The following is a 21,329-nucleotide window of genomic DNA, read 5'->3' on the forward strand; positions in this document are numbered from 1 at the left end:
GGATGTTCCGAACATCGGTTCGGAGGGCAGGGAACCCCGCCAACAACGAGGTTGGCGGGGTTCCCTGTTTCGCTTAGAAGGAAGCTACATCTTCTTCCCGGCAGAGCCGAGCTGAACGCAAGCCTCAACGACGCGAGCAGCCATGCCAGCCTCAGCAGCCTTGCCCCATGCGCGTGGGTCGTACTGCTTCTTGTTGCCAACTTCGCCGTCGACCTTGAGGACGCCCGCGTAGTTCTCATACATCCAGGCAGCCACCGGACGGGTGAATGCGTACTGGGTGTCGGTATCGATGTTCATCTTAATGACACCGTTAGCGACAGCGGTCGCAATCTCTTCCGCTGATGAACCGGAACCACCGTGCATGACGAGGTCAAACGGACGATCACCCTTGCCGTAAGCAGCCCCCACGGCCTCCTGAATCTCACCCAGGATCTCCGGGCGCAGCTTGACTGCACCCGGCTTGTAAACACCGTGAACGTTGCCGAAGGTCAGAGCGGTCAGGTAGCGACCGTTCTCACCCAGGCCCAGCGCCTCAGCGGTCTTCATGCCGTCGGAAATGGTGGTGTACAGCTTTTCATTAATCTCTGCCTCAACACCATCTTCTTCACCGCCAACAACACCGATCTCAACCTCAAGAACGGTCCTTGCAGCAGCAGCCATGGGGAGCAGACGCTGGGCAATCTCAAGGTTCTCAGCCAAGGGAACAGCCGAGCCGTCCCACATGTGTGACTGGAAGGCAGGCAGACGACCTGCAGCTACCTCAGCCGCCTCAATCTCAAGCAGAGGAATGACCCAGGACTCAAGGTTTTCCTTGGAGCAGTGGTCGGTGTGCAGGGCGACGGTGACGTCGTAGTTCTTGGCGACCTGGTAGGCGTAGGCAGCCATGGCAAGTGAACCGGCAACGCGGTCCTTGACGGTCGAACCCGACCAGTACTCAGCGCCACCTACCGAAACCTGGATGATGCCGTCGGAGCCTGCGTCGGCAAAGCCCTGCAGTGCTGCGGTCAGCGTCTGTGATGAGGTCACGTTCACGGCCGGGTAGGCAAACTTGCCTTCCTTGGCGCGGTTCAGCATTTCCTGGTAGACCTCTGGGGTTGCGATTGCCACAAGGACCTCCTAATTATTGGCGCAAATCTCTGCACCGAAGTGTGTAAGTCTCGCAGGCCCCATTGTCCCACATTCGGGGACCTTTCCTGTAGGCCTAGGACCTAGGTTAAGCGAGATTATTCTGCCTCCAGCGTGCACGCTTTCCCGGCAGGAACGGCTCTGCCGCTAGTGAATGTGCTGGCTACTCCACGCAAACATCGCGATTGCCGCCGCGTGGCCGACGTTCATCGAGCGGGTCGAACCGTACTGGGTGATGTGGAACACCCCGTCGCAGGCGGCGACCATGTCGTCACTGAGCCCGGCAGACTCCTCTCCCATCACCAGCACGGTGTCTCGCGGCAGAGTGCTGGCCTCAATCGGCTCTGAACCGGGTCGGTTGTCTATTCCCGCAATGTAGAGGTGTCGGGGTCGAACGTCCTCGAGAAAACTCTTCACATCCGGGTGGTGCACGACGTTGAGATAGCGATCCGTCACCATGGCACCGCGCCGGTTCCAGCGTCGACGTCCCACGATGTGCACCTTGCTAACCCCCAGCGCATTGGCCGTCCTGACGATGGAACCGATGTTGAAGTCGTGGCCCAGGTTCTCAATGGCCACTTCAAAACCCAGTGACCGAGCTGCGATCTTCTCCCTGATCGCTTCCCGGAACATGTAGCGGAACTCGTCCTCGACATTACGGTAGTCACCGTTTTCTAGAAGTTCCGGGTCCCACTGGTCACCGACCGGCCACTCCCCCTCCCAGGGGCCGACGCCACGTCGCTCGCCCTCGCCCTCATCTGCAAAGGAGCGTTCACCGATGTCGGACACTAGAAGCGCATCCAGTCTTCGTCGAGGTCGACAATGACCGGGACGTGGTCTGAAGCCCCGGTACCCTTGCGTTCGTCACGATCAATCTCGGCACCCGTGACGCGTTCAGCCAGCGGCGGGCTGGCGAGGGCGAAGTCGATCCTCATTCCCTGGTTGCGGGGGAAACGCAGCTGCTGGTAGTCCCAGTAGGTGTAGTTATCGACCCGCGAGCGAGTCACCTCTTCGAAACCATCGTCAAGAAGGGCCGCAAACGCCGCGCGTTCCGGCTCGGAGACATGGGTCTTACCCTCGAAATAGCCCACGTCCCAAACATCGTGGTCTTCGGGCGCAATGTTCCAGTCACCCACCAGCATGATTTGCGCCTCGGGATCATCCGCCCGACGCTCGGCAACGTAGCTGCGCAGTGCGGCAAGGAACTCGAGCTTGTAGGTGTAGTGCGGGTGGTCCAGTTCCCTGCCGTTAGGGATGTAGAGGCTCCACAGTTCAAATGGTTCGCCATCTTCGGGATGCACGGTCGCACCAATCGCGCGGGCCTCAACCGTGTCGTTTCCCGACCACACGGGTTGGCCCGGGAACTCATGGCGCACATCCGTTAGCGGCAGACGGGAGGCAATCGAGACGCCGTTCCACTGGTTGTAGCCGACCACCTCGACGTCGTAACCGGCCTCATCAAATGCGGCCAGCGGAAACTGCTCCGGTTTGCACTTCGTTTCCTGCAGGGCGAGGACGTCAACGTCCGCCCTCTCCAAAAAGGCCACGGCTCTGTCGACGCGGGCGCGAATCGAGTTGATGTTCCACGTTGCAAGTCTCATGCCCTAACCCTAACCAGAGATTTTGAGGTGGACACATGGGGTAACTCGCACACGTTAGGTAAGGGAGCCCTACTATGAGGGAATGGGAACAGCACTTATAACAGGCGCAACCTCAGGTATTGGCCGGGAGTTCTGCTGGCAGCTCTCCAATGCCGGCCACAACCTGGTGATTGTGGCGCGTGACCGCGACCGCCTTGAAGAGTTGGCGGACAACGTTCGCCGCGTCAACCGAGTCACCGTTGAGGTCTTTGATGCAGACCTAGCTGAACCGGCAGAACTGGCGGCGGTGTGCCGAAGACTATCCGTGAACGGAAGCGATGAGGACGGTGGGTTCGATGGCGAACTGGCACCGGTCGACATCCTCGTCAACAATGCCGGTTTCGGCTTTGGGACCAGCTTCCTCAAGGATGACTTTGAAAACCAGCTCTACGGCCTCGACGTCATGGTCCGCGCCGTCATGGCAACCTGCTACTACGCGGGGCGTCAGATGCAGGAACGGGGCAGCGGAACCATCATCAATATCTCCTCCGTGGCAGCCGATACGGGAATGGGCCCCTACTCCGCACATAAGGGTTGGGTGCGGGCCTTCTCTGAGGGACTGCATGAAGAGCTGCAGGGCAGTGGTGTCAAGGTGGTCTGCTCCATGCCCGGCCTCACCCACACCGACTTCCACAGGCGCTCCCAGGGTGGTGGCTTCGGGAATCCCCCCGAGATGATGTGGATGAACCCGAACCAGGTGGTGAAGGAAACGCTTGAGGCGGCTCAGCGGAACCAGGCGCTCGTAACCCCCTCACTGCGCTACAAGGTCATCTATCACGCGCAGCGGATTGCGCCACGGTCGGTGGTTCGCGCTGTCGTCAACCGCCTGCCGCACAGCTAGCGAGGGTTAGGCGCCGGCACTCTCAAGAATCTTCTCTCCGAGCAGGGGCCAGTTCTCTTTGTGCCAGGGCCCGAACGGCTCCGAACCAAGGAACACCGCGGCCAACTTCCGCTGCGGGTCCACCCAGAGAAATGAGCCGGACATGCCGAAATGGCCAAAGGTCCTCGGCGAGGCCTCAGGTGGAGTCCAGTGGGGGTGCTTCGAACCCCTGATTTCAACCCCCAGGCCCCAGGTATTGTCGCGCATCATGCCGTAACCCGGCAGGATGCCGCGAAGACCCGGGAGCGCCACCTCGCGCATGGCGCTGGCCATCTTGGGGCTGAGGATCTGTGGCTCCATCAGCTCCTCGGCCAGAATGGTCAGGTCGATGGCCGAGCCAAAACCCGAGCGCGCCGGAGAGCTGGGAACCGTAGTCGACTGCAGTCCGAGCGGAGCGACCACCTCACGATCAATCCACCTGCTTGTCTTGAGGCCGGTTACGTCACGCATGAACCTACCGAGGACATCAAAACCCTGGTTGGAGTAGATGCGCCGACGTCCCGGAACATCCCGAAACTCAGTGCCACTGCCTTCTGCTGCCAGTCCGGAGGAGTGGGACAGCAGGTGGGCCACGGTGAAGGGGATCCCGGGTTGATCAGGCTCCCGGTCAGGCGCGAGCCCCACCACAGTTGGTAGGGCAGTCTGCCCCCGTTCAACCGCGCGCAGTGTCGCCAGGGCGGTGATGATTTTGGTAACCGATGCCAGGGGAAAGACCCGGGTGACGTCACCCTGTTCCCAGATCACACCGCCGTCAGCAGAGATGGCAGCGATGGAATGATCAAACGGAACAGGGTACGTACTCACCCCTTCACGATAGCCCGAACCAGACGCAGCCGAGCTTGGCTTTCCTCTCAGTTAGCGGGCTCGACCTTCAGGGAGTCACTGTCGTCGGCCACGGAAACCAGCACTGTCTGTCCGTCCTCGACCTCATTGGCAAGAATGAGGATGGCGAGCCTGTCCCCGATCTCTTTTTGCACCAGGCGACGCAGCGGTCTAGCCCCGTAGGCCGGGTCGTATCCGAAGTCGGTGAGCCAGCGCCGTGCCGCGTCATCGATCTCAAGAGAGATGCGGCGCGAAGCCAGCCTGCGGCTCATGTTCTGCAGCTGCAGGTCAACAATCTCTCCCAGTTCTTCCTTATCGAGAGGCTTGAAGATGACAATCTCATCCAGCCGGTTGAGGAACTCTGGTTTAAAGTTCTGCCGCACGGCGTGCATCACGGCCTCACGCTTACCCTCGGCTGAAAGCTCCGGGTCAATCAGATAGCCGGAGCCAAGGTTCGAGGTGAGGATGAGGATGGTGTTACGGAAGTCAACCGTGCGCCCCTGACCATCTGTGAGGCGACCATCATCGAGGACCTGCAGCAGGATGTTGAAGATCTCGGGGTGGGCCTTCTCGACCTCATCCAGCAAGACAACCGAGTAGGGACGGCGACGCACCGCCTCTGTCAGCTGACCGCCCTCGTCGTAGCCAACGTAGCCGGGAGGGGAACCAACCAGGCGCGAAATCGCGTGCTTCTCTGAGTACTCAGACATATCGATGCGGATCATGGCGCGTTCGTCGTCAAAGAGGAACTCAGCCAGCGACTTGGCCAACTCCGTCTTACCGACGCCCGTCGGACCGAGGAAGAGGAATGAACCAGTGGGACGGTTCGGGTCCGAAACCCCGGCGCGAGAGCGACGCACTGCGTCCGCCACGGCCTTGACGGCATCCTTCTGGCCGATGAGGCGGCGCCCCACCCACTCTTCCATCTCAAGCAGCTTCTCAGTCTCTCCCTGGAGCAGGCGACCGGTGGGAATCCCGGTCCACGACTCAATCACCTCTGCGATTTCAGTGGGACCTACCCGCTCTGCGATCATCGGCTCTACCGTCTCGCTGCGCTCTTCAATCTCTGCCAGCTCGGCAGCCGCAATCGCATCCTGGATCGCAGGGATCTCTCCGTTTTGAATGCGCCCGGCCTCGTCGTAGCGCCCCTCGCGCATCGCCACCTCAAAGGCCGTGCGCAACTCATCCAGTTGGACGCGCAGGTCACCGACCCGGTTGCGCCCCGCCTTCTCATTCTCCCAGCGGGCCACCAGGGCATTCAGCTCCTCACCCGTCTCTGCGATACTTTCACGCAGCTTGAACAGGCGGTCCTGGGTGGCACTGTCCTCAGCCTCCGGATCGGACTCATTCAGGTAGGCCTCTTCCATCTGCAGGCGGGACAGCGACCTCTGCAGCTCATCGATCTCTACCGGTGAGGAGTCCAGTTCCATCCGCAAGCGCGAAGCGGCCTCATCAATCAGGTCGATCGCCTTATCAGGAAGCTGGCGTCCCGTGATGTATCGATCCGATAGCTCAGCGGCGGCGACCAGCGCACCGTCGGAGATGGTCACCTTGTGGTGAGCCTCGTACTTCGGGGCGATGCCACGCAGGATGGCCACCGTGTCTTCAACCGAGGGTTGACCGACGAAGACCTGCTGGAAGCGTCGTTCCAGTGCCGGGTCCTTTTCAATGTTCTCCCGGTACTCATCCAGGGTGGTGGCACCGACCATGCGCAGTTCACCGCGGGCCAACATGGGTTTGAGCATGTTGCCCGCATCCATTGAACCCTCTGAGGCCCCGGCACCGACGACCGTGTGCAGCTCATCAATAAAGGTGATGACCTCTCCGTCTGAGTTCCCAATCTCGTCGAGGACGGCCTTCAGCCTCTCTTCGAACTCTCCACGGTACTTCGCACCTGCGACCATGGCGCCAAGGTCAAGGCTGATGAGTTTCTTGTTCCGCAGCGACTCTGGAACATCGCCCTCGACGATGCGCTGTGCCAGCCCCTCTACCACCGCGGTTTTGCCGACCCCGGGTTCACCGATGAGAACGGGGTTGTTCTTAGAACGACGGGAGAGAACCTGAACCACGCGGCGAATCTCTGAGTCGCGGCCAATCACCGGGTCCAGTTTTCCTTCGCGGGCCACTTCGGTCAGGTCACGTCCGTACTTCCGTAGAGCCTGGAAGGTCCCCTCTGGGTCAACCGAGTTGATTGGTTCTGGGCGCAGCTTTTCTAACTGAATTTCTAACTCATCCGGGGTTGCCCCATCCGAGCGAAGGATGCGTCCGGCCTCTGAATCCGAAGCGGCAATGGCGATCAGCAGGTGTTCGGTAGAGACATAGGCATCCCCCTTCACCTCTGCCCTCTTCTGAGCATCGGTGAGGACGTTCATCAGGGCACGGGATGTCTGAGGTTGTGCGACCGAGGATCCGCTTGAGGTAGGCAGCGCCACCAGGGCTGTACGCACCTGCGCGCCAACCTGCCCCCTTTGCGCGCCGACGGCCGCAAGTAGGGAGAGGGCGATCCCCTCGGGTTGTTCAAGTAGGGCTTCCAGAAGATGCAGGGGTTCGACCTGCGGGTTGCCCGCCGCCGATGCCATTTGCACCGCCGCAGAGACTGCTTCCTGCGCGCGGGTAGTCAGTTTGATGCTCACCGATTCCTCCTCAAGCTGGGTTGCGAGTTCACTTTACCTTCGTCTTCGATCTTAGATCTCCCCTACGACAGCCGCGAGGGTTCGGGGTCCCACCAGGGAGTTGCCCGCGGAAACTGGCGGTGCAATAGTGGGCAAATGACTGATTTTTCGCCCATCACGAACCACGATGATCCCCTGCAACGGCTCACGCCTGCCTTCCTTGAGGAGGTCCTCGGCGAGGAGGCGCTGGCCTGGGTGCGGGCCCGCAACGACATCGCCAACCAGACTCTGGCCACCCCGCCACCTGGCCTACCGGGAGTCCAGGAACTCGAGGAAGAGATACTGGAGATACTGGAGAACCCGGACCGGATTCCCATGGTGCGCGTGCGCGGCGAGTGGGCTTACAACGTGTGGACCGATGGCGACAACCCCAGGGGTCTGTGGCGCCGCCAGCCCTACGCCGACTACCTGGCCGGAGGGACTGACTGGGATGTCCTGATCGATGTCGACGCCCTCGCCAAACGAGAGGGTAAGTCCTGGGTGTGGCACGGCGCGTCCGTCTGTTTCGATAACCCGGACCGCGCCCTCATCACACTGTCTGATGGTGGTTCCGACGCGGACTCCACACGCGAGTTCGACCTCGTCACCCGCGACTGGGTCGAAGGTGGCTTCTACCGCCCCGAAGCCAAGGGAAGCTTGACCTGGCTGACGGAAGACATCTGCTGGGTGGCCCAGTCCGGCAACCCCGAGACCACCTCTCCTTCAGGCTACCCACTGCAGGCCGCACTTCTGCGCCGGGGACAGAGCATCGAGGACGCCGAGGTGATCTTCACCGCCCCTTCCACCAGTATGGGGGTCTGGCCCGCGACCATTCGTGACAGGCTTGGGGTGCGGTCGGTTCTCGGCGTAATGGAGGACTTTTACACCGCGGATCACTACCTCATTCCGGCCCGACCGGAAGAGGTTGATAGTCGAGGTGTCATCCCCATTCCCGCCCCGCGTTCCAGCGAGGTTTCGGTGTGGAATGACTGGACCCTGGTGTGGTTGCGTGAAGACTGGCAACGCGGTGAACGCCTCCACCCTGCGGGTAGCCTGCTCTCATTCGCCACGGATATTCTGCTTGCTTCACCTGAGGACGCCGTGGCCGGGGAACTTTTCGTACCCACCTCAAACGAGGTTCTAGAGGACCTCACCGCCACCCGCGACTTCATTGTTTTAACCACCATCCGCGATGTTGTCTCCAGGCTCACGGCAGCGCACCCTCCACTGGATGAGGTCGAGGGCGAGTGGGTTCAGACAGACCTTGAGTCCCCCGGATCCGGGGCCAACTCGGCATTTTCCACCATTGTCGCCAGTGCACTTGACGCCACCCGCAGCAACGACCTGTGGCTGGTGACCACCGGGTACACCCAGCCCTCCTCTTTATGGCTGAGCAAACTCGAGTCATCCGCCGGGGCGCCCACCACCGTCGAAACCACTCTGGTGCGGCAGGCTCCGACCCTGTTTGATGCGGACAGGCTTACCGTGTCTCAGCATTTCGCCACCTCGGAAGACGGAACCAAGATCCCCTACTTCGAGGTCAGAAACGAGTCGGTCGAAGGGCCGACCCCAACCCTGCTCTACGGCTACGGCGGTTTTGATGTCAGCCTGCTGCCCTCCTATGCCCCTGCCGTGGGACGCGCGTGGCTGAACCGGGGCGGAGTTTACGTCGTCGCCAACATTCGGGGCGGTGGAGAGTATGGGCCGCAGTGGCACCGCAGCGCACTGAAAGAGAATCGTCCTCGTGCCTACCAGGATTTTGTGGCCGTGGCACGCGACCTCGTGAGCCGCGGTGTCACCACCCCGCAGCAGCTTGGGGTTCAGGGAGGCTCAAATGGCGGCCTCCTGGTGGGCAACATGTACACCGGGTATCCGCAGGACTTCGGCGCTGTCCTCTGCCAGGTTCCGCTACTGGACATGGGTCGGTACCACACACTTCTGGCAGGTCACTCCTGGGTTGCTGAGTACGGTGACCCCACCGAGCCTGAAGAGTGGAGCTTCATCCGCACCTTCAGCCCGGTGCACCAGTTCGATCCGGACCGGGACTATCCGGCCTTGATGCTGACAACCTCTACCAAGGATGACCGGGTCCATCCGGGTCACGCCCGTTCACTCGGGTACCTGGCTGAAAAGAGCGGCAAGTCCGTCCTCTACTACGAGAACATTGAGGGTGGTCACGCCGGAGCCGCAGACAACCGGCAGCGGGCCCACAACCAGGCCCTAGGCTGGGCTTTCCTTTGGCGTGAGTTGGGCCTGAACTAGGCGGCAAACATGTCCTGGGCAAACACCGCCTGCAGGCTGGCGGGCACCTCGGGCAACACAGCCTGATCGATCTCTGCGATGAGATCCGAAGGACGCCGGACGTTTTCATTCTTACGTCCGGCGTTCAGCTTCACCTTAAGGTCCTCGGTGTCGCTGGCGACCAGGCGCTGCACCAGGTCGGGACGTTCCCGTACCACCCGGTCCAGACTTTCTGGAAGCGGCAGCGTGGTTAGGGTGCGCTTCTGCAGGGTGATTCCACCGTCAAGGCAGCGCCACCACCAGTAGGAAAGCGAAGAGTTGAGGGCCAGGTAGGCCTTATCCCGCGCCTGGGAGGTAGGGAAAAAGAGGACGTGCTGACTCTTGCGGTCAAGCGGTCGGGCGCTGGCCGAAATGTAGTAGCGCGGAGTGGAAGCCACCCAGAGGGGATAGGCACTCTGTTCCCTGGTGAGCAAATCGGACATGCGCCGCCCTCCCCACAGTGAGTCCCACAGGCGCTCGGTTCCCGGCATGATGCGGGCCCAGTCCCCCGCCGGGCCGTGCCGCAGGGGAACCAGGTAGCCCTCGATCTCTCGCCACATTCTCTTTCTCGAGGTCGAACGCCAGCGGATGATGGGCGTGACCTGCCAGTTCGGGTTGATTCCTCCGTCTCCAATCACCCCGGAGGCCGGACCCCCGGGCAGCACGACGGTGATGCAGGATCGAACGAAGTTGGCCTTGCTTGAGTTCTCCGAACCGTACTTGACACCGCTGAACACCGTGTCGGGGACGTTATCAAAGACATAGGCGCGACCGCGTCGGGTCTCTAAGCCCCTCCGCACCGTCCCGTACTTGGCTCCCCCGAGGAAGGAGGACGGCGTAATGGCGATAACCCCCTTTGAGCCGCGCACCGCCTTTTCCAAGAAGTAGGCGTAGAGCTCACGGGTATGAGCCGTACTCAGGTAATCGCGAGACTCACATCGGCCGTAGGGAGGGTTCATCAGAACGTAGTCGGTCCCGACATCCACGTCCTCATCCAGAAAGTCTACGGCCCGCGAATGAGCAACTAGTGCCGGCAGAACCTCCTCACCGTCAGGGCGCGCGAAAGCGGCCGTGAGGATCGCCTGAGCACTTGCCAGCGCCACCTCATCCTTATCAACCAGGTGCAACTGTTCGGTCAGGAAGGCACTGGGATCCTGCTGGGAGCGGGTGAGGTGCCAGGACAGGTTCCCCACCCCGCAGGCAGGATCAAGCCAGCTTCCCCCCGGAAAGCGCGCGGCTTGGGACACCATGAAAAGGGAGACATCATCGGGGGTGAAGTACTGACCCGCCGCCCGGCGGGCCTCGTGATCAGAGTGCGCCAACAGGCCCTCATAGACCACCCCGAGTTCACCGATCGTCATTCCTGCCAGCGGTGAATCCACCATGGCAGTCGCGCCGAGATGCTCGGTCAGCTGCTGCGCCAGGTCGGGACGCGCGCCCGATAGCGAACCGGCGAGAGCACTCTTCCAGTTCGCCACCGCTGAGCTGCGGTTCACCGCAGAAAGGTTCGCTACGGCCCTGGAGACAGCACGGCGGTTCACCTAGAGGGGGTAACCCGACCTAATGGCTTGACGCTGACGATTACGTTTCACCAGCCAGACAATCCCGGCGATGAGAACGCCGAGTCCGATCAACCCCACCACCGAGGACCAGGCCAGCGCCTGCATGGTGGCGGGCATCATCCCAGCCAATGTCTCTCCGTCAAGGACGACGATGGTATCTGTGGATGACAGACCGGTGCAGGACAGGGTGTACTGACCCGGTTCCATGCCCCGGGCAACCAGAACCGCTCCCTCCAGTTCGGGTGCCAGCTCCGTATCGTTCCCACCCGCATCGGTGATGAGGCAGCTCTGCGGCAGGGTTGAACTGGTGACGACACCCACCGTTCCCGAGCTATCCACGGTGACAATGCCACCGTTAGTGGCCTCCATTGAGCTTTCAACAATGCTGCCGATACCGACACTGGAAAGAATCAGGCCGACGAGGACGATGGGGGCAACCACCACCATGAGCAGGATGCCACCGACGATGCTGAGCACCGGCCCCGTCCTGGAGGGAAGCTCAGTGGGCGGAACATACCGGCCCCCCTGGTAGCCGCCGTAGGGGGTTGAAGCAGGGTGCGGAGGGGTGGCCTGCTGGCCGTAGTGAGGCTGCTGGTAGGGCGAACCGTAACCGCCAGCCGGGGGCTGCGGTACCGGCCCCGGGTTCGGCTGAGGGTTCGTGGGCTGGCCCCCGTAGACCGGCCACGGCGCGTTTGAATCGGAGGGACCCGGAGGGGTGGCTCCGGGCTGACCCTGGCCATAGACGGGCCAGGGGTTGTCCCCCTGACCTTCCGGAGGAGGGTTCGGACCCCATCGGTTGTCACTCATTTGAGTCCCCTTCTACACCAGTTGCAAGCAGACGTTCTACACCAGTTGCAAGCAGACGTTCACGACGAAGTCGCTGGACAAACGGCACTTCGAGTACCGGCAGCTCAGCAGGATCGACCCCTATCGCAGCCGCGATAAGGAAGTCCGCCAACTGGGGGTTTCGCACCAGCGCAGGCCCGTGAAGATACGTTCCGATGATACTTCCCTGAACTGCACCCTCATAGTGGACCTCATCGTCCTGTTCGCTTAGAGCACCGTTCCCCACCCCGGAAAGGACACGGCCCAGGGGTTGGGCATCGGCCCCCAGGGACGTGCCACCCCCGTGATTCTCAAATCCGGTCAGCAGTTCACTCAGTCCCGGAATCAGAGGTGCGGCAACCAGTTCACCGATGGCCCGAGAACCTCGCGGCATCGTCACCACATCGAGCAGGCCCAGCCCCTCAACCTCTCGTCCCTCAGCGTCCGTGTAACTGCGCCCCAGGACTTGCAGGGAAGCGCAGATGGCCAGGATCGGCCTCGCCGACCCAGCTGCCCTGAACAAGCCCCGGTCCCCCCGCATGCGCCCGGCCGCAAGCGCCTGCGCCGTGTCTTCTCCCCCACCGAGGACGTAGATGTCGAGGTCGGCCGGAATGTGGTCGGACAGACTGACCATAAGTGTTTCGGCGTCAATCCCCCTACGCTGCGCTCGCTCGCGAAGAACGTCACCGTTGCCGGTATCGCCATAGGTGCCAAGCACCTCGGGGTAGATGACACCGATGCGGAGTTTGCTTTCAGTCATCGTCCACTTCCCTCGGTTGGTCCAACCTCCGTGTGGCGGACTTCCAGTTCCTTCTTGAGGTCGCGGAAAGCCGTGTAGTTGGCAAGGACCTGGACGGCCCCGGGCTCCATTCCAAGAACGGCCTCGAGGGGGCTGTCCACCACCTCGACGTGGATCCCGGCGTACTCAAGCCGAACCGCCAGGTCTGCGGCCCGCTCACCACTGGCGGTGACTCGGCGTGCGTCGAGGGCGGCCAGAGGTGCAAAGTCAACGTCCCAGAGCCAGGAGGTATCGGTGCCGTCGGCCCGCTGCGCGTTGACTGCCACAACCACCTGTTCTGTGGTGGGGGGAATAGCAGTCTGTGATTCCTGCCAACCCGCAGGGTTCTTCGCCAGCAGCAGGTTGGTAACCCGGCCCTGGACGTCGTAGGTCTGGTAGCGTCCCGCCACCCCGTCAACACCCTCCACCGCATGAACTGCGCGTTGAGGAGAGACCCCCAGGGCCACGGCAGCCGCGATGGCCTGGGCACTGTTTCCCCTGTTGGCGCGTCCCGGCAGGCGAAGCCGGACAGTTAGTTCGAGGCCGTCCGGACCGTGGAGGACGAATGAGCCATCGTCATTCACGGTTCCGATCCACCAGTCCGGACTCGGGCGCCTGTAGCTGCCCTCGCCCTCAACAACCCAGTCCTCACCCTGGCGAAGGACGAGGGAACCTGTGCGAGGAAATGAGACCGCATCGTTCTTCCACGGGGCTCCGGCAGCCACCCAAACCACGTTGGGGGCATCCCAGGCGGCGGAGACAATCAGGGGATCGTCACAGTTGGCGACAATGACTGCCTGCGGATTTTCGTTGACGGCCTCGCGGATGCGCTTCTCAACCGCCCCGATCTCTCCGACCCGATCCAGCTGATCACGGGAGAGGTTGAGCAGGATAATCGCCTCGGGACGAACCCGACCCGCGATATCAGGCATGTTCATCTCATCGACCTCGAGGGCTGCGAGATGCGCCTTGCGGCCGACCATCAGGGCGGTTGTCACCCCGGTCTGCATATTGTCGCCACCGAGATTCCCGGCCACTCGGCCAAGATTGCCAAGGGCGGAGGCCACCATCTTCGTCGTGGTGGATTTCCCGTTGGTTCCGGTGATGAGGACGGAGCGTTTACCAGCCGCCAGCTCATCAATCATCGAGGGGTTGAGCCGCAGGGCGACGCGCCCCCCGAACATCCCACCGGCACCCTTCCCTAGAAGTTTGGAGGCGTTTCGGGCTGACAGTCCCGCCAACATCGCGACTCGCGACCTCGGGGAGAGATTGTTTGGTCGCAACTTCGTCCCTCTCATGAGCTCTTTCCACGTCTATGGCGCTTTCTCGCCAGGGCACTGAGCTGCAGTTCCGCAAACAGCTGCCACCCGGTAAGTCCCTGCTTAGACAGGGCCGTTCCGGGACGCACTGGCAACTGTACAGCCGGGTTTCTTCTTTGCGCCTCCGTGAGCCCAACGAGTTCAGCCCCGGTCCGACTCGGGACCGGAAGACGAACCTCCCGGCTCATCTCGATGGCCTCCGAGACCTCGTCCTCACCGTGGACCGGGATGGACAAGGACGAGACCGGACGGGGGCGGAACTGGACCCTGCCGGTAGAGTCCGCCGTGTAAACACCCTTGACCGGGACGCGACTCTTGGCCAGCGCACCGTGAAGGTCAACCAGTTGCGCCTCCAGTTCACGGACCCGGTCCTCAAGGGAAAGGATGCGCTGCACCCCGGCCAGGTTGATCCCACTCTCTTGGGTGAGCTGCTGGATGTAGCGGAGGCGCTCAATATCTGAGTGAGAGTAGCGGCGTCCTCGCCCTTTGGTGCGACCCGGAACCACCAGGCCGATTCGGTCGTACTGGCGTAGCGTCTGGGCGTGCATTCCCGACAGGGTGGCAGCGACCGACACGGTGTAGGTCGCCTGCCCCGTCACTCCACCTGAACCTGACGCTACTCCCTGACTCATTTGGCAGCCGCCACCTTCAGTGCTTCACGGGGATCCCAGTTTCCGAGCTCCGCAGCTAGTGCCTCGATACTGGCCTTGGCACCCTCAGAAAGCTCCGCCGGCGTGGTGATCTGTAGTTCAACGAGGACGTCGCCGCGTTTACTGGCTCTCTTCACGCCTCGTTCACGAACGCGCAGAACACGTCCTGACGAGGTGTTGGCAGGAACTTTGACACCCACTTTGGTTCCATCGGGAAGGGGGACGTCGATCCTCGCCCCGAGGGCTGCCTCGGGGTAGGAGACGGGTACCTTGACCCGCAGGTTGGCCCCATCCATCGTGAATGCAGCACTCTTCTCAACGGCAACCTGAACCACCAGGTCGCCGGCTGGACCACCAGCCACACCCGGCTGGCCCTTGCCGCGCAGACGGATCTTCTGTCCGTCACGCACCCCCGCCGGAATGCGCACCTTCATGGATTTCCCGTCCATGGTGAACTGCAGGGTCTCGCCCTCGTACGCCTGCTTGAATGTCAGGGTGGTCGAGGTCGAGATATCCCCACCCTTCTGCGGGCGCGGAGCGGCGCGCTGACCGCCGAAGGGCGAACCGCCACCAAAGGAGGCGTTTCCCCCACCGAACAGGGAGGAAAAGATGTCTTCGGCGCCGCCGAACCCAGCCCCACCCCCCTGGTACTGACCACCCGGGGCACCCCCGCCGAACATGCCGCCAAAGAGGTCCTCAAACCCCGCTGCCTGGCCCCCACCTGCACCCTGGAACGGAGCTCCCCCGGCTCCCATGGCACGGATCGCGTCATAGCGCTCGCGCTGGTCCTTGTCGGAGAGGACCGCAAACGCCTCACCGATTTCCTTAAACTTGGCCTCTGCCTTGGCATCACCGGCATTCTGGTCCGGGTGCCACTTGCGGGCGAGCTTGCGGTAGGCCTTACGAATTTCCTTCTCGTCAGCCTTCTTGTCGACCCCGAGGACCTTATAGAAGTCCTGGTCCAACCAGTCCTGTTCTGCCATCGGTACTCCTTCTTAGTCTCACCCTAGGCAGGGTTGTCAACGATCACCTTGGTGGGACGCAGGACCCGGTCACCAACCTTGAAGCCAACTTGAAGAACCTGGTTGATGACGGCCTCCTCAACATCCGGGTTGCTGTTGGCCATGAGTGCGTCATGCAGGTTCGGATCAAAGAGATCCCCTGCCGCACCGAACTTCTCGAGACCAAACCGGCCTCCCAGAACCTCATCGAACTTATCGGCGATAGCCGCGAACGGTCCCCCTTCGAGGGCCCCGGCAGCGCGTGCAGCCTCGATGTCATCCAGGATGGGCAGCAGTTCCTCAACCACATCCACCCGGGCCTCGACCTTTCGGTTCGCTGCCTCTGCCTTGGAGCGGCGCACAAAGTTGGCGTACTCCTGACGGACGTTGTAGGTCTCTGCTTGGCTGCGAGCCAACTCGTCCCTAACCTCTTCGAGCTCACCCTGCACCTTCAGCAGCTCGCTACCGTCACCAAAGTCATCTTCAAAGGCCGCGAAGTCCGCATTCTCAGGGGTGTTCTCACCCGGCTGTTCCTGTGGATCCTGCTGCGGATCCACGCTGTTGTTTTCAGTCATACTCTCTTCTCCACCTGCCCTGCGGCAACGCGTTCTACTCCAGTCTTTACAGACGGCAGAGGGGGCCGCAGACGCGACCCCCTCTCCCGGTTATCTGCCCTGTGAGGAACAGCGGTTACTTGTCGTCCTCGTCATCAACGATCTCAGCGTCGATAACCTCTTCCTCGGCGTTGACATCCTCCTGGCTGGGCAGGTCTTCCTCGGCTGCCTCAGCGGCTGCCTGCTGGTAAACCTCTTCACCAATCTTCATGCCGACCTCGTTGAGGTGGTCGAATGCCTTCTTGACAGCATCGGTGTCTTCGCCCTCGAGCGCCTTCTTGACATCGTCAATAGCCGACTGAACGGAGGAGCGGGTGTCCTCAGAAACCTTGTCCTCGTTGTCCTTGAGGAGCTTCTCAATCGAGTAGGCCGTCTGCTCGGCAAGGTTACGAGTCTCCAAATCCTCGCGACGCTTCTTGTCTTCCTCAGCGTGCTCTTCGGCTTCCTTGACCATGCGCTCAATATCTTCCTTCGGAAGGGCTGAGCCACCGGTGATCGTCATCGACTGCTCCTTGTTCGTACCCCGATCCTTAGCGGAAACGTGCACGATGCCGTTGGCGTCAATGTCGAAGGAAACCTCAACCTGCGGAACACCACGGGGAGCCGGGGCGATACCGGTCAGCTCGAAGGTTCCGAGCGGCTTGTTGTCGCGGGTGAAGTCACGCTCACCCTGGAAGACCTGGATCAGAACGGAACTCTGACCGTCCTCAGCGGTCGAGAAGACCTCGGTCGCACGGGTCGGGATCGCAGTGTTGCGCTCGATCAGGCGGGTCATTACGCCACCCTTGGTCTCAATGCCCAGCGACAGCGGGGTCACGTCAATCAGAAGAACGTCGGAACGCTGGCCCTGCATGACACCGGCCTGGAGAGCAGCGCCAATGGCGACTACCTCATCCGGGTTCACCGTACGGGTCGGCTCCTTGCCACCGGTCAGCTTCATAACGAGGTCGCTGACGGCCGGCATACGAGTCGAGCCACCCACCAGGACTACGTGGTCAATGTCCGAGATGGAAACATTGGCTTCCCGAATGACGTCCTTGAACGGCTTCTCGGTGCGATCCAGAAGATCCTTGGTCATGTCCTCAAACTTGGCGCGCGACAGCTTCTCATCCAGGTGGATGGGGCCGGCCTCACTCATCGAGAGGTACTGCAGCGAGATGTTGGTCGTCGTTGCGGTCGACAGCTCACGCTTGGCCTGCTCAGCGGCTTCCTTGAGGCGCTGTACCGCCACCGGATCCTTACCCAGGTCAACGCCGGTCTGTGACTTGACCTGCTGGATCAGCCAGTCAACGATGCGCTGGTCCCAGTCGTCACCACCGAGGCGGTTGTCGCCGGCGGTCGCACGAACCTGGATGGTCGAGAACCCGTCCTCGTCCTTAGCAACCTCAAGCAGCGAGACGTCGAAAGTTCCGCCGCCGAGGTCGAAGACCAGAATGTGCTCTTCTTCCTTACCCTTGTCGAGGCCGTAGGCGAGTGCAGCAGCCGTGGGCTCGTTGATGATGCGCAGGACGTTGAGGCCCGCGATCTGACCGGCATCCTTGGTTGCCTGACGCTCAGCATCGTTGAAGTAAGCCGGAACCGTGATGACCGCGTCGGTGACGGGCTCACCCAGGTAGGACTCAGCGTCATGCTTCAGCTTGGACAGCACCCGCGCGGAGATTTCCTGAGCGGTGTATGCCTTGCCATCAATCTCCTGTGACCAGTTGGTGCCCATGTGGCGCTTCACTGAGGAAATGGTGCGGTTAACGTTGGTGACTGCCTGACGCTTGGCAATCTCACCAACAAGAACTTCGCCGGACTTGGAGAACGCAACCACCGAGGGGGTGGTGCGAGCGCCTTCGGCGTTCACAATAATCGTGGGCTCGCCACCTTCCAGCACCGCCAGTGCGGAGTTGGTGGTTCCCAAGTCAATACCTACTGCACGACCCATTTGTCGGCCTCCTGTTTTTACTTAGATGGTCTACAGACCCAGGCTTTCCCTGCCTTGAGCCTCATGGACTCAACTCTAAAAGTTGATACGTGCGGACGCAACCCCCAATTCCGCCAAACTTGAGCGCGCTAGACTCAACTTTGCAGTTTTCCTTGCAATTCCAACAAAAATGCAGTGTTGGAGTTTTGTGTGAGCCCTACCACTTTTGAACTGGATGTACTGTTAAAGGGTTCAAAGTTGGCACAGACAAGCGAAAGAGCGCCTTATGACCGTCGATCTCGTCACCGAAGTCACGCCCGATCTGGTTGAGGCCTTTGAGTCCCTCACCCCCCAGCTTTCCTCCTCCGCCAAGCCCCTTGGCAAAAAGGGCATCAAGAAGCTGATTTCCCAGCCCGGCGTCTACCTCTTTACCTTCCGCGCCGTTCCGGTGGGTGAGGCACCCGTCCCGAACCTCGACCCCATCCTCGGCATGCTCACGCTTGTGACCTTCGAGATTCCGACGGGCAAGCGGGCCTGGATCGAAGACGTTGTGGTTGATCAGGGCGCTCGGGGAAGTGGAGCGGGACAGGCCCTGGTTGAGGCAGCCATTGACCAGGCGAAGGTCCTCGGCTGCTCCACAGTCGACCTCACCTCCCGTCCGTCTCGCGAAGCCGCCAACCGCCTATACGTTCGTTGCGGGTTTGAACGCCGCGAAACCAACGTCTACCGCTTTACGGAGTAGACACCAGCAGAAATGAGTAACTCGTTGAGTAACAGCGAAGTGGAAGAGAAGTCGGCCCTGACCCCCGCAAGCCCGGAGGTCATCGACTACGCGGCCGACTACGCAGACTTCATCCTCTCCAGCCCGACCTCGTACCACGCAGCCGATCAGGGAGCCCAGCTGCTCACGGAAAGCGGCTTTACCGAGGTCGATCGCAAGGGAGAGTGGCCCACCGCAGCCGGCCGGTACTTCCTGGTCGAGGACGGCGCCCTGGTTGCCTGGGTGCAGGATCCGCGATCCCACGGGTTCGCCATCACAGCCACCCACTCCGACTCCCCCGCCCTCAAGCTGAAGCCCATTCCCCAACGCACCACAGCGGATGGCTGGGGGCAGCTCATGGTTGAGGTCTACGGTGGGCCGCTGAACAACGCGTGGCTGGACCGTGAACTACAGGTTGCCGGCGCCGTCGTCGACTGGGATGGCAACCGTCGCCTCATCCACACCGGTCCGATAGCCTTCATCCCCCAGCTGGCCCCGCACCTGGATCGCGGCGTCAATGCCGAGGGCGTCAAGCTGGATCCCCAGCGTCACATGCAGCCCGTCTGGACCATCGGTGAGGAGCGGGACGTCATGGCCGTCATCGCTGACCTGGCCGGTTTTGACTCTGCCGCAGACATTGCCGCAAGCGAACTGTTCCTAGTCCCCACCCAGGCCCCCGAGGTCTTCGGCGTCGACAACCAGTTCTTTGCCGCGGGACGTCAGGACAACCTGTCATCATCGTTCGCCGGCTTCCACGCCCTCACCAAGCTGGTTGCTGAACTGAATGAGGACGAAGCACTCCCGCGCATCCCCGTCCTCGCCATGTTCGATCACGAGGAGATTGGCTCGGGGACCCCAACGGGTGCGCGCGGGCCGCTTCTCGAAGAGGTCCTGGAACGCATCTCTTTGGCACTGGGGCTTGATGGTGATGCTCGCGCCCAGGCCCTCGCGACCTCCACCCTGCTCTCCGCCGATGCCGCACACAGCGTCAACCCGGGCTATGAAGACAAGCACGGACCTGAGACACGCCCGGTGATGGGTAAGGGGCCGGCACTGAAGATGGATGCCGACCAGAGTTACGCCACCTCTTTGGGAGGTGTGGCCACCTGGCGCAAGGCCTGCCGCGACGCGGGTGTTCCCACCCAGGTCTTCGTCTCCCACAGCTCCATGCGCGCCGGTTCTACGGTCGGACCACTCCTCGCCACCCGGTTGGGAATCGAGACGGTGGACGTGGGGATCCCTATCCTCTCCATGCATTCCACCCGCGAGATCAGCCACGTCGTTGATCCCGTCTACCTCTCAAGTGCCATCAGGGCTTTCTGGTTGGGCTAGTTCATGCGCCTTGACACCTGGCTCTGGACGACACGGCAGTTCCGTTCCCGTTCGCTGGCAACGGCGGCGGTGCGGGGCGGTCACGTGCGCGTCAACGACCAGCCGGTCAAGGCGTCCTACAAAGTCGTTCCCGGGGACCTGATCAAGGTTCGTGAACAGGGTTTCGACAGGATTATCGAAGTCGTCTCACTGCCTCCAAAGAGGCTCGGGGCTCCGCTGGCGCGTGAGTGCTACATTGACCACTCACCGCCGCGGCCCCGCTTTCACGGGGGTATCCCCATGCGTGATCCGGGCTCCGGTCGGCCCACAAAGAAGGAACGGCGCGAACTTGAGGAACTTCGTGGCAAAGAGTGGGCAAAGCATTCTCGCCGCTAGCGAACGGCCTACTTCAGTCCCGCCGCCTCGAGAGCTCCGGCCCAGGTTCCAAACCTCTGGCGCATAGTGGCGGCAGCCGGCCGAGGGCGCCCCTCGGCACGCTCTTCTTTGACCCACCGTCCGTAGCCGGCGTGGGTTAGGGCCGACCCCTGTTCCTCACAGTGGGCCTGGAATGCCCGGAGCGCACGGGTGAAGTCTTCATCCGGGAGGGTGTTCCTGCCGCGGGTTCGGCCGCCCCCGCTCGGAGCAACCCCGAAGTGCCCGAGGGCCTCAGACCATGATCCCCCGCCAAAGCGTGCGGCTACAGTCTGATTGCCCGGGGGCCAAGCAGCCTGTCCGGCTGTGAGCTGAACCTGGTTCTTCGCTGCAATCTCAATGCGCGTACGTTCATACGCCGCGCTGGAGATCTTCACGGAGCGACCCCCTCTGACCTGGTCCCTTAGAGAGAGTGCGAGCCGAAGCAGCCTGTCGGCGCCCGGTCGGTAACGCTCTTCAATCGACTGGCGGACGTGGTTTCCAAATGCTTCAACCGCCGCACTCTCGACCTGGTCCCCCTCAGAACCGGAAGCGGTAGCCACGACCGCCCAGAAACCCAACTCGACCGCTTCTATGGGCAGACTGGCTCCCCGACTGGACCACGTTACCTCTGTTTTCACAACCTTTTTGATAGCCATTACGCACCCGTTTCTGCCGTCATGCCCCCTGGTTCGAACCCTACCGCCGTCAATCGCGCTGGGCGGAACGTGAGACAGAGTTCAGTGTGGCTCCTGCGATTTCACAATAGAGTAGGAACTTAGTCAAAGAAC

Annotated in this window: 19 protein-coding genes; 5 read left to right on the plus strand and 14 right to left on the minus strand. The window is 61.8% G+C overall.

The window, feature by feature from the left end; translation table 11 throughout:
• Positions 1–84: 84 nt before the first annotated feature.
• The 3 genes from fbaA to CS903_RS04375 all read right to left on the minus strand — a co-directional run bounded on the left by fbaA (position 85) and on the right by CS903_RS04375 (position 2,726).
• Positions 85–1,107: a class II fructose-bisphosphate aldolase gene (gene fbaA, locus CS903_RS04365; RefSeq protein ID WP_099332342.1), complete on the minus strand. Its 1,023-nt coding sequence runs from the start codon at positions 1,105–1,107 to the stop codon at positions 85–87.
• 165 nt (positions 1,108–1,272) lie between these two features.
• Positions 1,273–1,914: a TrmH family RNA methyltransferase gene (locus CS903_RS04370; protein ID WP_099332343.1), complete on the minus strand. Its 642-nt coding sequence runs from the start codon at positions 1,912–1,914 to the stop codon at positions 1,273–1,275.
• Positions 1,914–2,726 (minus strand): exodeoxyribonuclease III, encoded by an 813-nt coding sequence (locus tag CS903_RS04375; RefSeq protein WP_099332344.1) that lies wholly within the window; start codon positions 2,724–2,726, stop codon positions 1,914–1,916. Before CS903_RS04375 ends, CS903_RS04370 begins: the two co-directional genes overlap by 1 nt.
• Before the next feature lie 82 nt (positions 2,727–2,808).
• Between CS903_RS04375 and CS903_RS04380 the strand changes: the two genes are divergently transcribed.
• A complete protein-coding gene (locus tag CS903_RS04380) occupies positions 2,809–3,606 on the plus strand; it encodes an SDR family NAD(P)-dependent oxidoreductase (protein ID WP_099332345.1) in 798 nt (265 codons plus the stop codon).
• A 6-nt stretch (positions 3,607–3,612) separates the two neighbouring features.
• Here the strand turns inward: CS903_RS04380 and CS903_RS04385 are convergent, their stop codons facing one another.
• Positions 3,613–4,449, minus strand: coding sequence for a serine hydrolase domain-containing protein (locus tag CS903_RS04385; RefSeq protein WP_242491758.1), 837 nt, complete (start codon positions 4,447–4,449; stop codon positions 3,613–3,615).
• 47 nt (positions 4,450–4,496) lie between these two features.
• Positions 4,497–7,100: an ATP-dependent chaperone ClpB gene (gene clpB / locus CS903_RS04390; protein WP_099332346.1), complete on the minus strand. Its 2,604-nt coding sequence runs from the start codon at positions 7,098–7,100 to the stop codon at positions 4,497–4,499.
• A 135-nt stretch (positions 7,101–7,235) separates the two neighbouring features.
• On the opposite strand from clpB, the gene CS903_RS04395 reads away from it, so the two are divergent.
• A complete protein-coding gene (locus CS903_RS04395; protein ID WP_099332347.1) occupies positions 7,236–9,380 on the plus strand; it encodes a prolyl oligopeptidase family serine peptidase in 2,145 nt (714 codons plus the stop codon).
• Here the strand turns inward: CS903_RS04395 and CS903_RS04400 are convergent.
• The 8 genes from CS903_RS04400 to dnaK form a co-directional block, all read right to left on the minus strand.
• Entirely contained in the window at positions 9,377–10,894 is a 1,518-nt protein-coding gene (locus tag CS903_RS04400; protein ID WP_164996673.1) for an N-6 DNA methylase, read from the minus strand. The genes CS903_RS04395 and CS903_RS04400 overlap by 4 nt on opposite strands.
• A gap of 45 nt (positions 10,895–10,939) precedes the next feature.
• Positions 10,940–11,767, minus strand: coding sequence for a hypothetical protein (locus CS903_RS04405; RefSeq protein WP_099332349.1), 828 nt, complete (start codon positions 11,765–11,767; stop codon positions 10,940–10,942).
• A complete protein-coding gene (locus CS903_RS04410) occupies positions 11,760–12,545 on the minus strand; it encodes a type 1 glutamine amidotransferase (protein ID WP_099332350.1) in 786 nt (261 codons plus the stop codon). The genes CS903_RS04405 and CS903_RS04410 overlap by 8 nt, the downstream gene beginning before the upstream one ends.
• The gene (locus CS903_RS04415; RefSeq protein WP_306345674.1) at positions 12,542–13,846 is read right to left on the minus strand and encodes a Mur ligase family protein; all 1,305 of its coding nucleotides are present in this window, start codon (positions 13,844–13,846) and stop codon (positions 12,542–12,544) included. The genes CS903_RS04410 and CS903_RS04415 overlap by 4 nt, the downstream gene beginning before the upstream one ends.
• 11 nt (positions 13,847–13,857) lie before the next feature.
• Positions 13,858–14,514 (minus strand): heat shock protein transcriptional repressor HspR, encoded by a 657-nt coding sequence (locus CS903_RS04420; protein ID WP_099332351.1) that lies wholly within the window; start codon positions 14,512–14,514, stop codon positions 13,858–13,860.
• The gene (locus CS903_RS04425; RefSeq protein WP_099332352.1) at positions 14,511–15,515 is read right to left on the minus strand and encodes a DnaJ C-terminal domain-containing protein; all 1,005 of its coding nucleotides are present in this window, start codon (positions 15,513–15,515) and stop codon (positions 14,511–14,513) included. Before CS903_RS04425 ends, CS903_RS04420 begins: the two co-directional genes overlap by 4 nt.
• A gap of 23 nt (positions 15,516–15,538) precedes the next feature.
• On the minus strand, positions 15,539–16,108 hold the full coding sequence (locus CS903_RS04430) for a nucleotide exchange factor GrpE (protein ID WP_099332353.1): 570 nt from the start codon (positions 16,106–16,108) through the stop codon (positions 15,539–15,541).
• Between the two features lie 115 nt (positions 16,109–16,223).
• Entirely contained in the window at positions 16,224–18,077 is a 1,854-nt protein-coding gene (gene dnaK, locus CS903_RS04435; protein WP_099332354.1) for a molecular chaperone DnaK, read from the minus strand.
• A 265-nt stretch (positions 18,078–18,342) separates the two neighbouring features.
• Here dnaK and CS903_RS04440 point away from each other — a divergent pair, with 265 nt between their 5' ends.
• The 3 genes from CS903_RS04440 to CS903_RS04450 are packed head-to-tail and all read left to right on the plus strand — an operon-like array spanning position 18,343 to position 20,523.
• On the plus strand, positions 18,343–18,798 hold the full coding sequence (locus CS903_RS04440) for a GNAT family N-acetyltransferase (RefSeq protein WP_099332355.1): 456 nt from the start codon (positions 18,343–18,345) through the stop codon (positions 18,796–18,798).
• Between the two features lie 12 nt (positions 18,799–18,810).
• A complete protein-coding gene (locus CS903_RS04445; RefSeq protein WP_099332356.1) occupies positions 18,811–20,148 on the plus strand; it encodes a M18 family aminopeptidase in 1,338 nt (445 codons plus the stop codon).
• A 3-nt stretch (positions 20,149–20,151) separates the two neighbouring features.
• Positions 20,152–20,523 carry an RNA-binding S4 domain-containing protein gene (locus CS903_RS04450; RefSeq protein ID WP_099332357.1) on the plus strand — a complete coding sequence of 124 codons (372 nt, stop codon included), beginning with the start codon at positions 20,152–20,154 and terminating at the stop codon, positions 20,521–20,523.
• 8 nt (positions 20,524–20,531) lie between these two features.
• Here the strand turns inward: CS903_RS04450 and CS903_RS04455 are convergent, their stop codons facing one another.
• On the minus strand, positions 20,532–21,197 hold the full coding sequence (locus CS903_RS04455; protein WP_099332358.1) for a hypothetical protein: 666 nt from the start codon (positions 21,195–21,197) through the stop codon (positions 20,532–20,534).
• Positions 21,198–21,329: the final 132 nt, after the last annotated feature.

It is taken from the genome of Actinomyces minihominis, from assembly GCF_900187855.1.
GTDB classification, from domain to species: domain Bacteria; phylum Actinomycetota; class Actinomycetes; order Actinomycetales; family Actinomycetaceae; genus Scrofimicrobium; species Scrofimicrobium minihominis.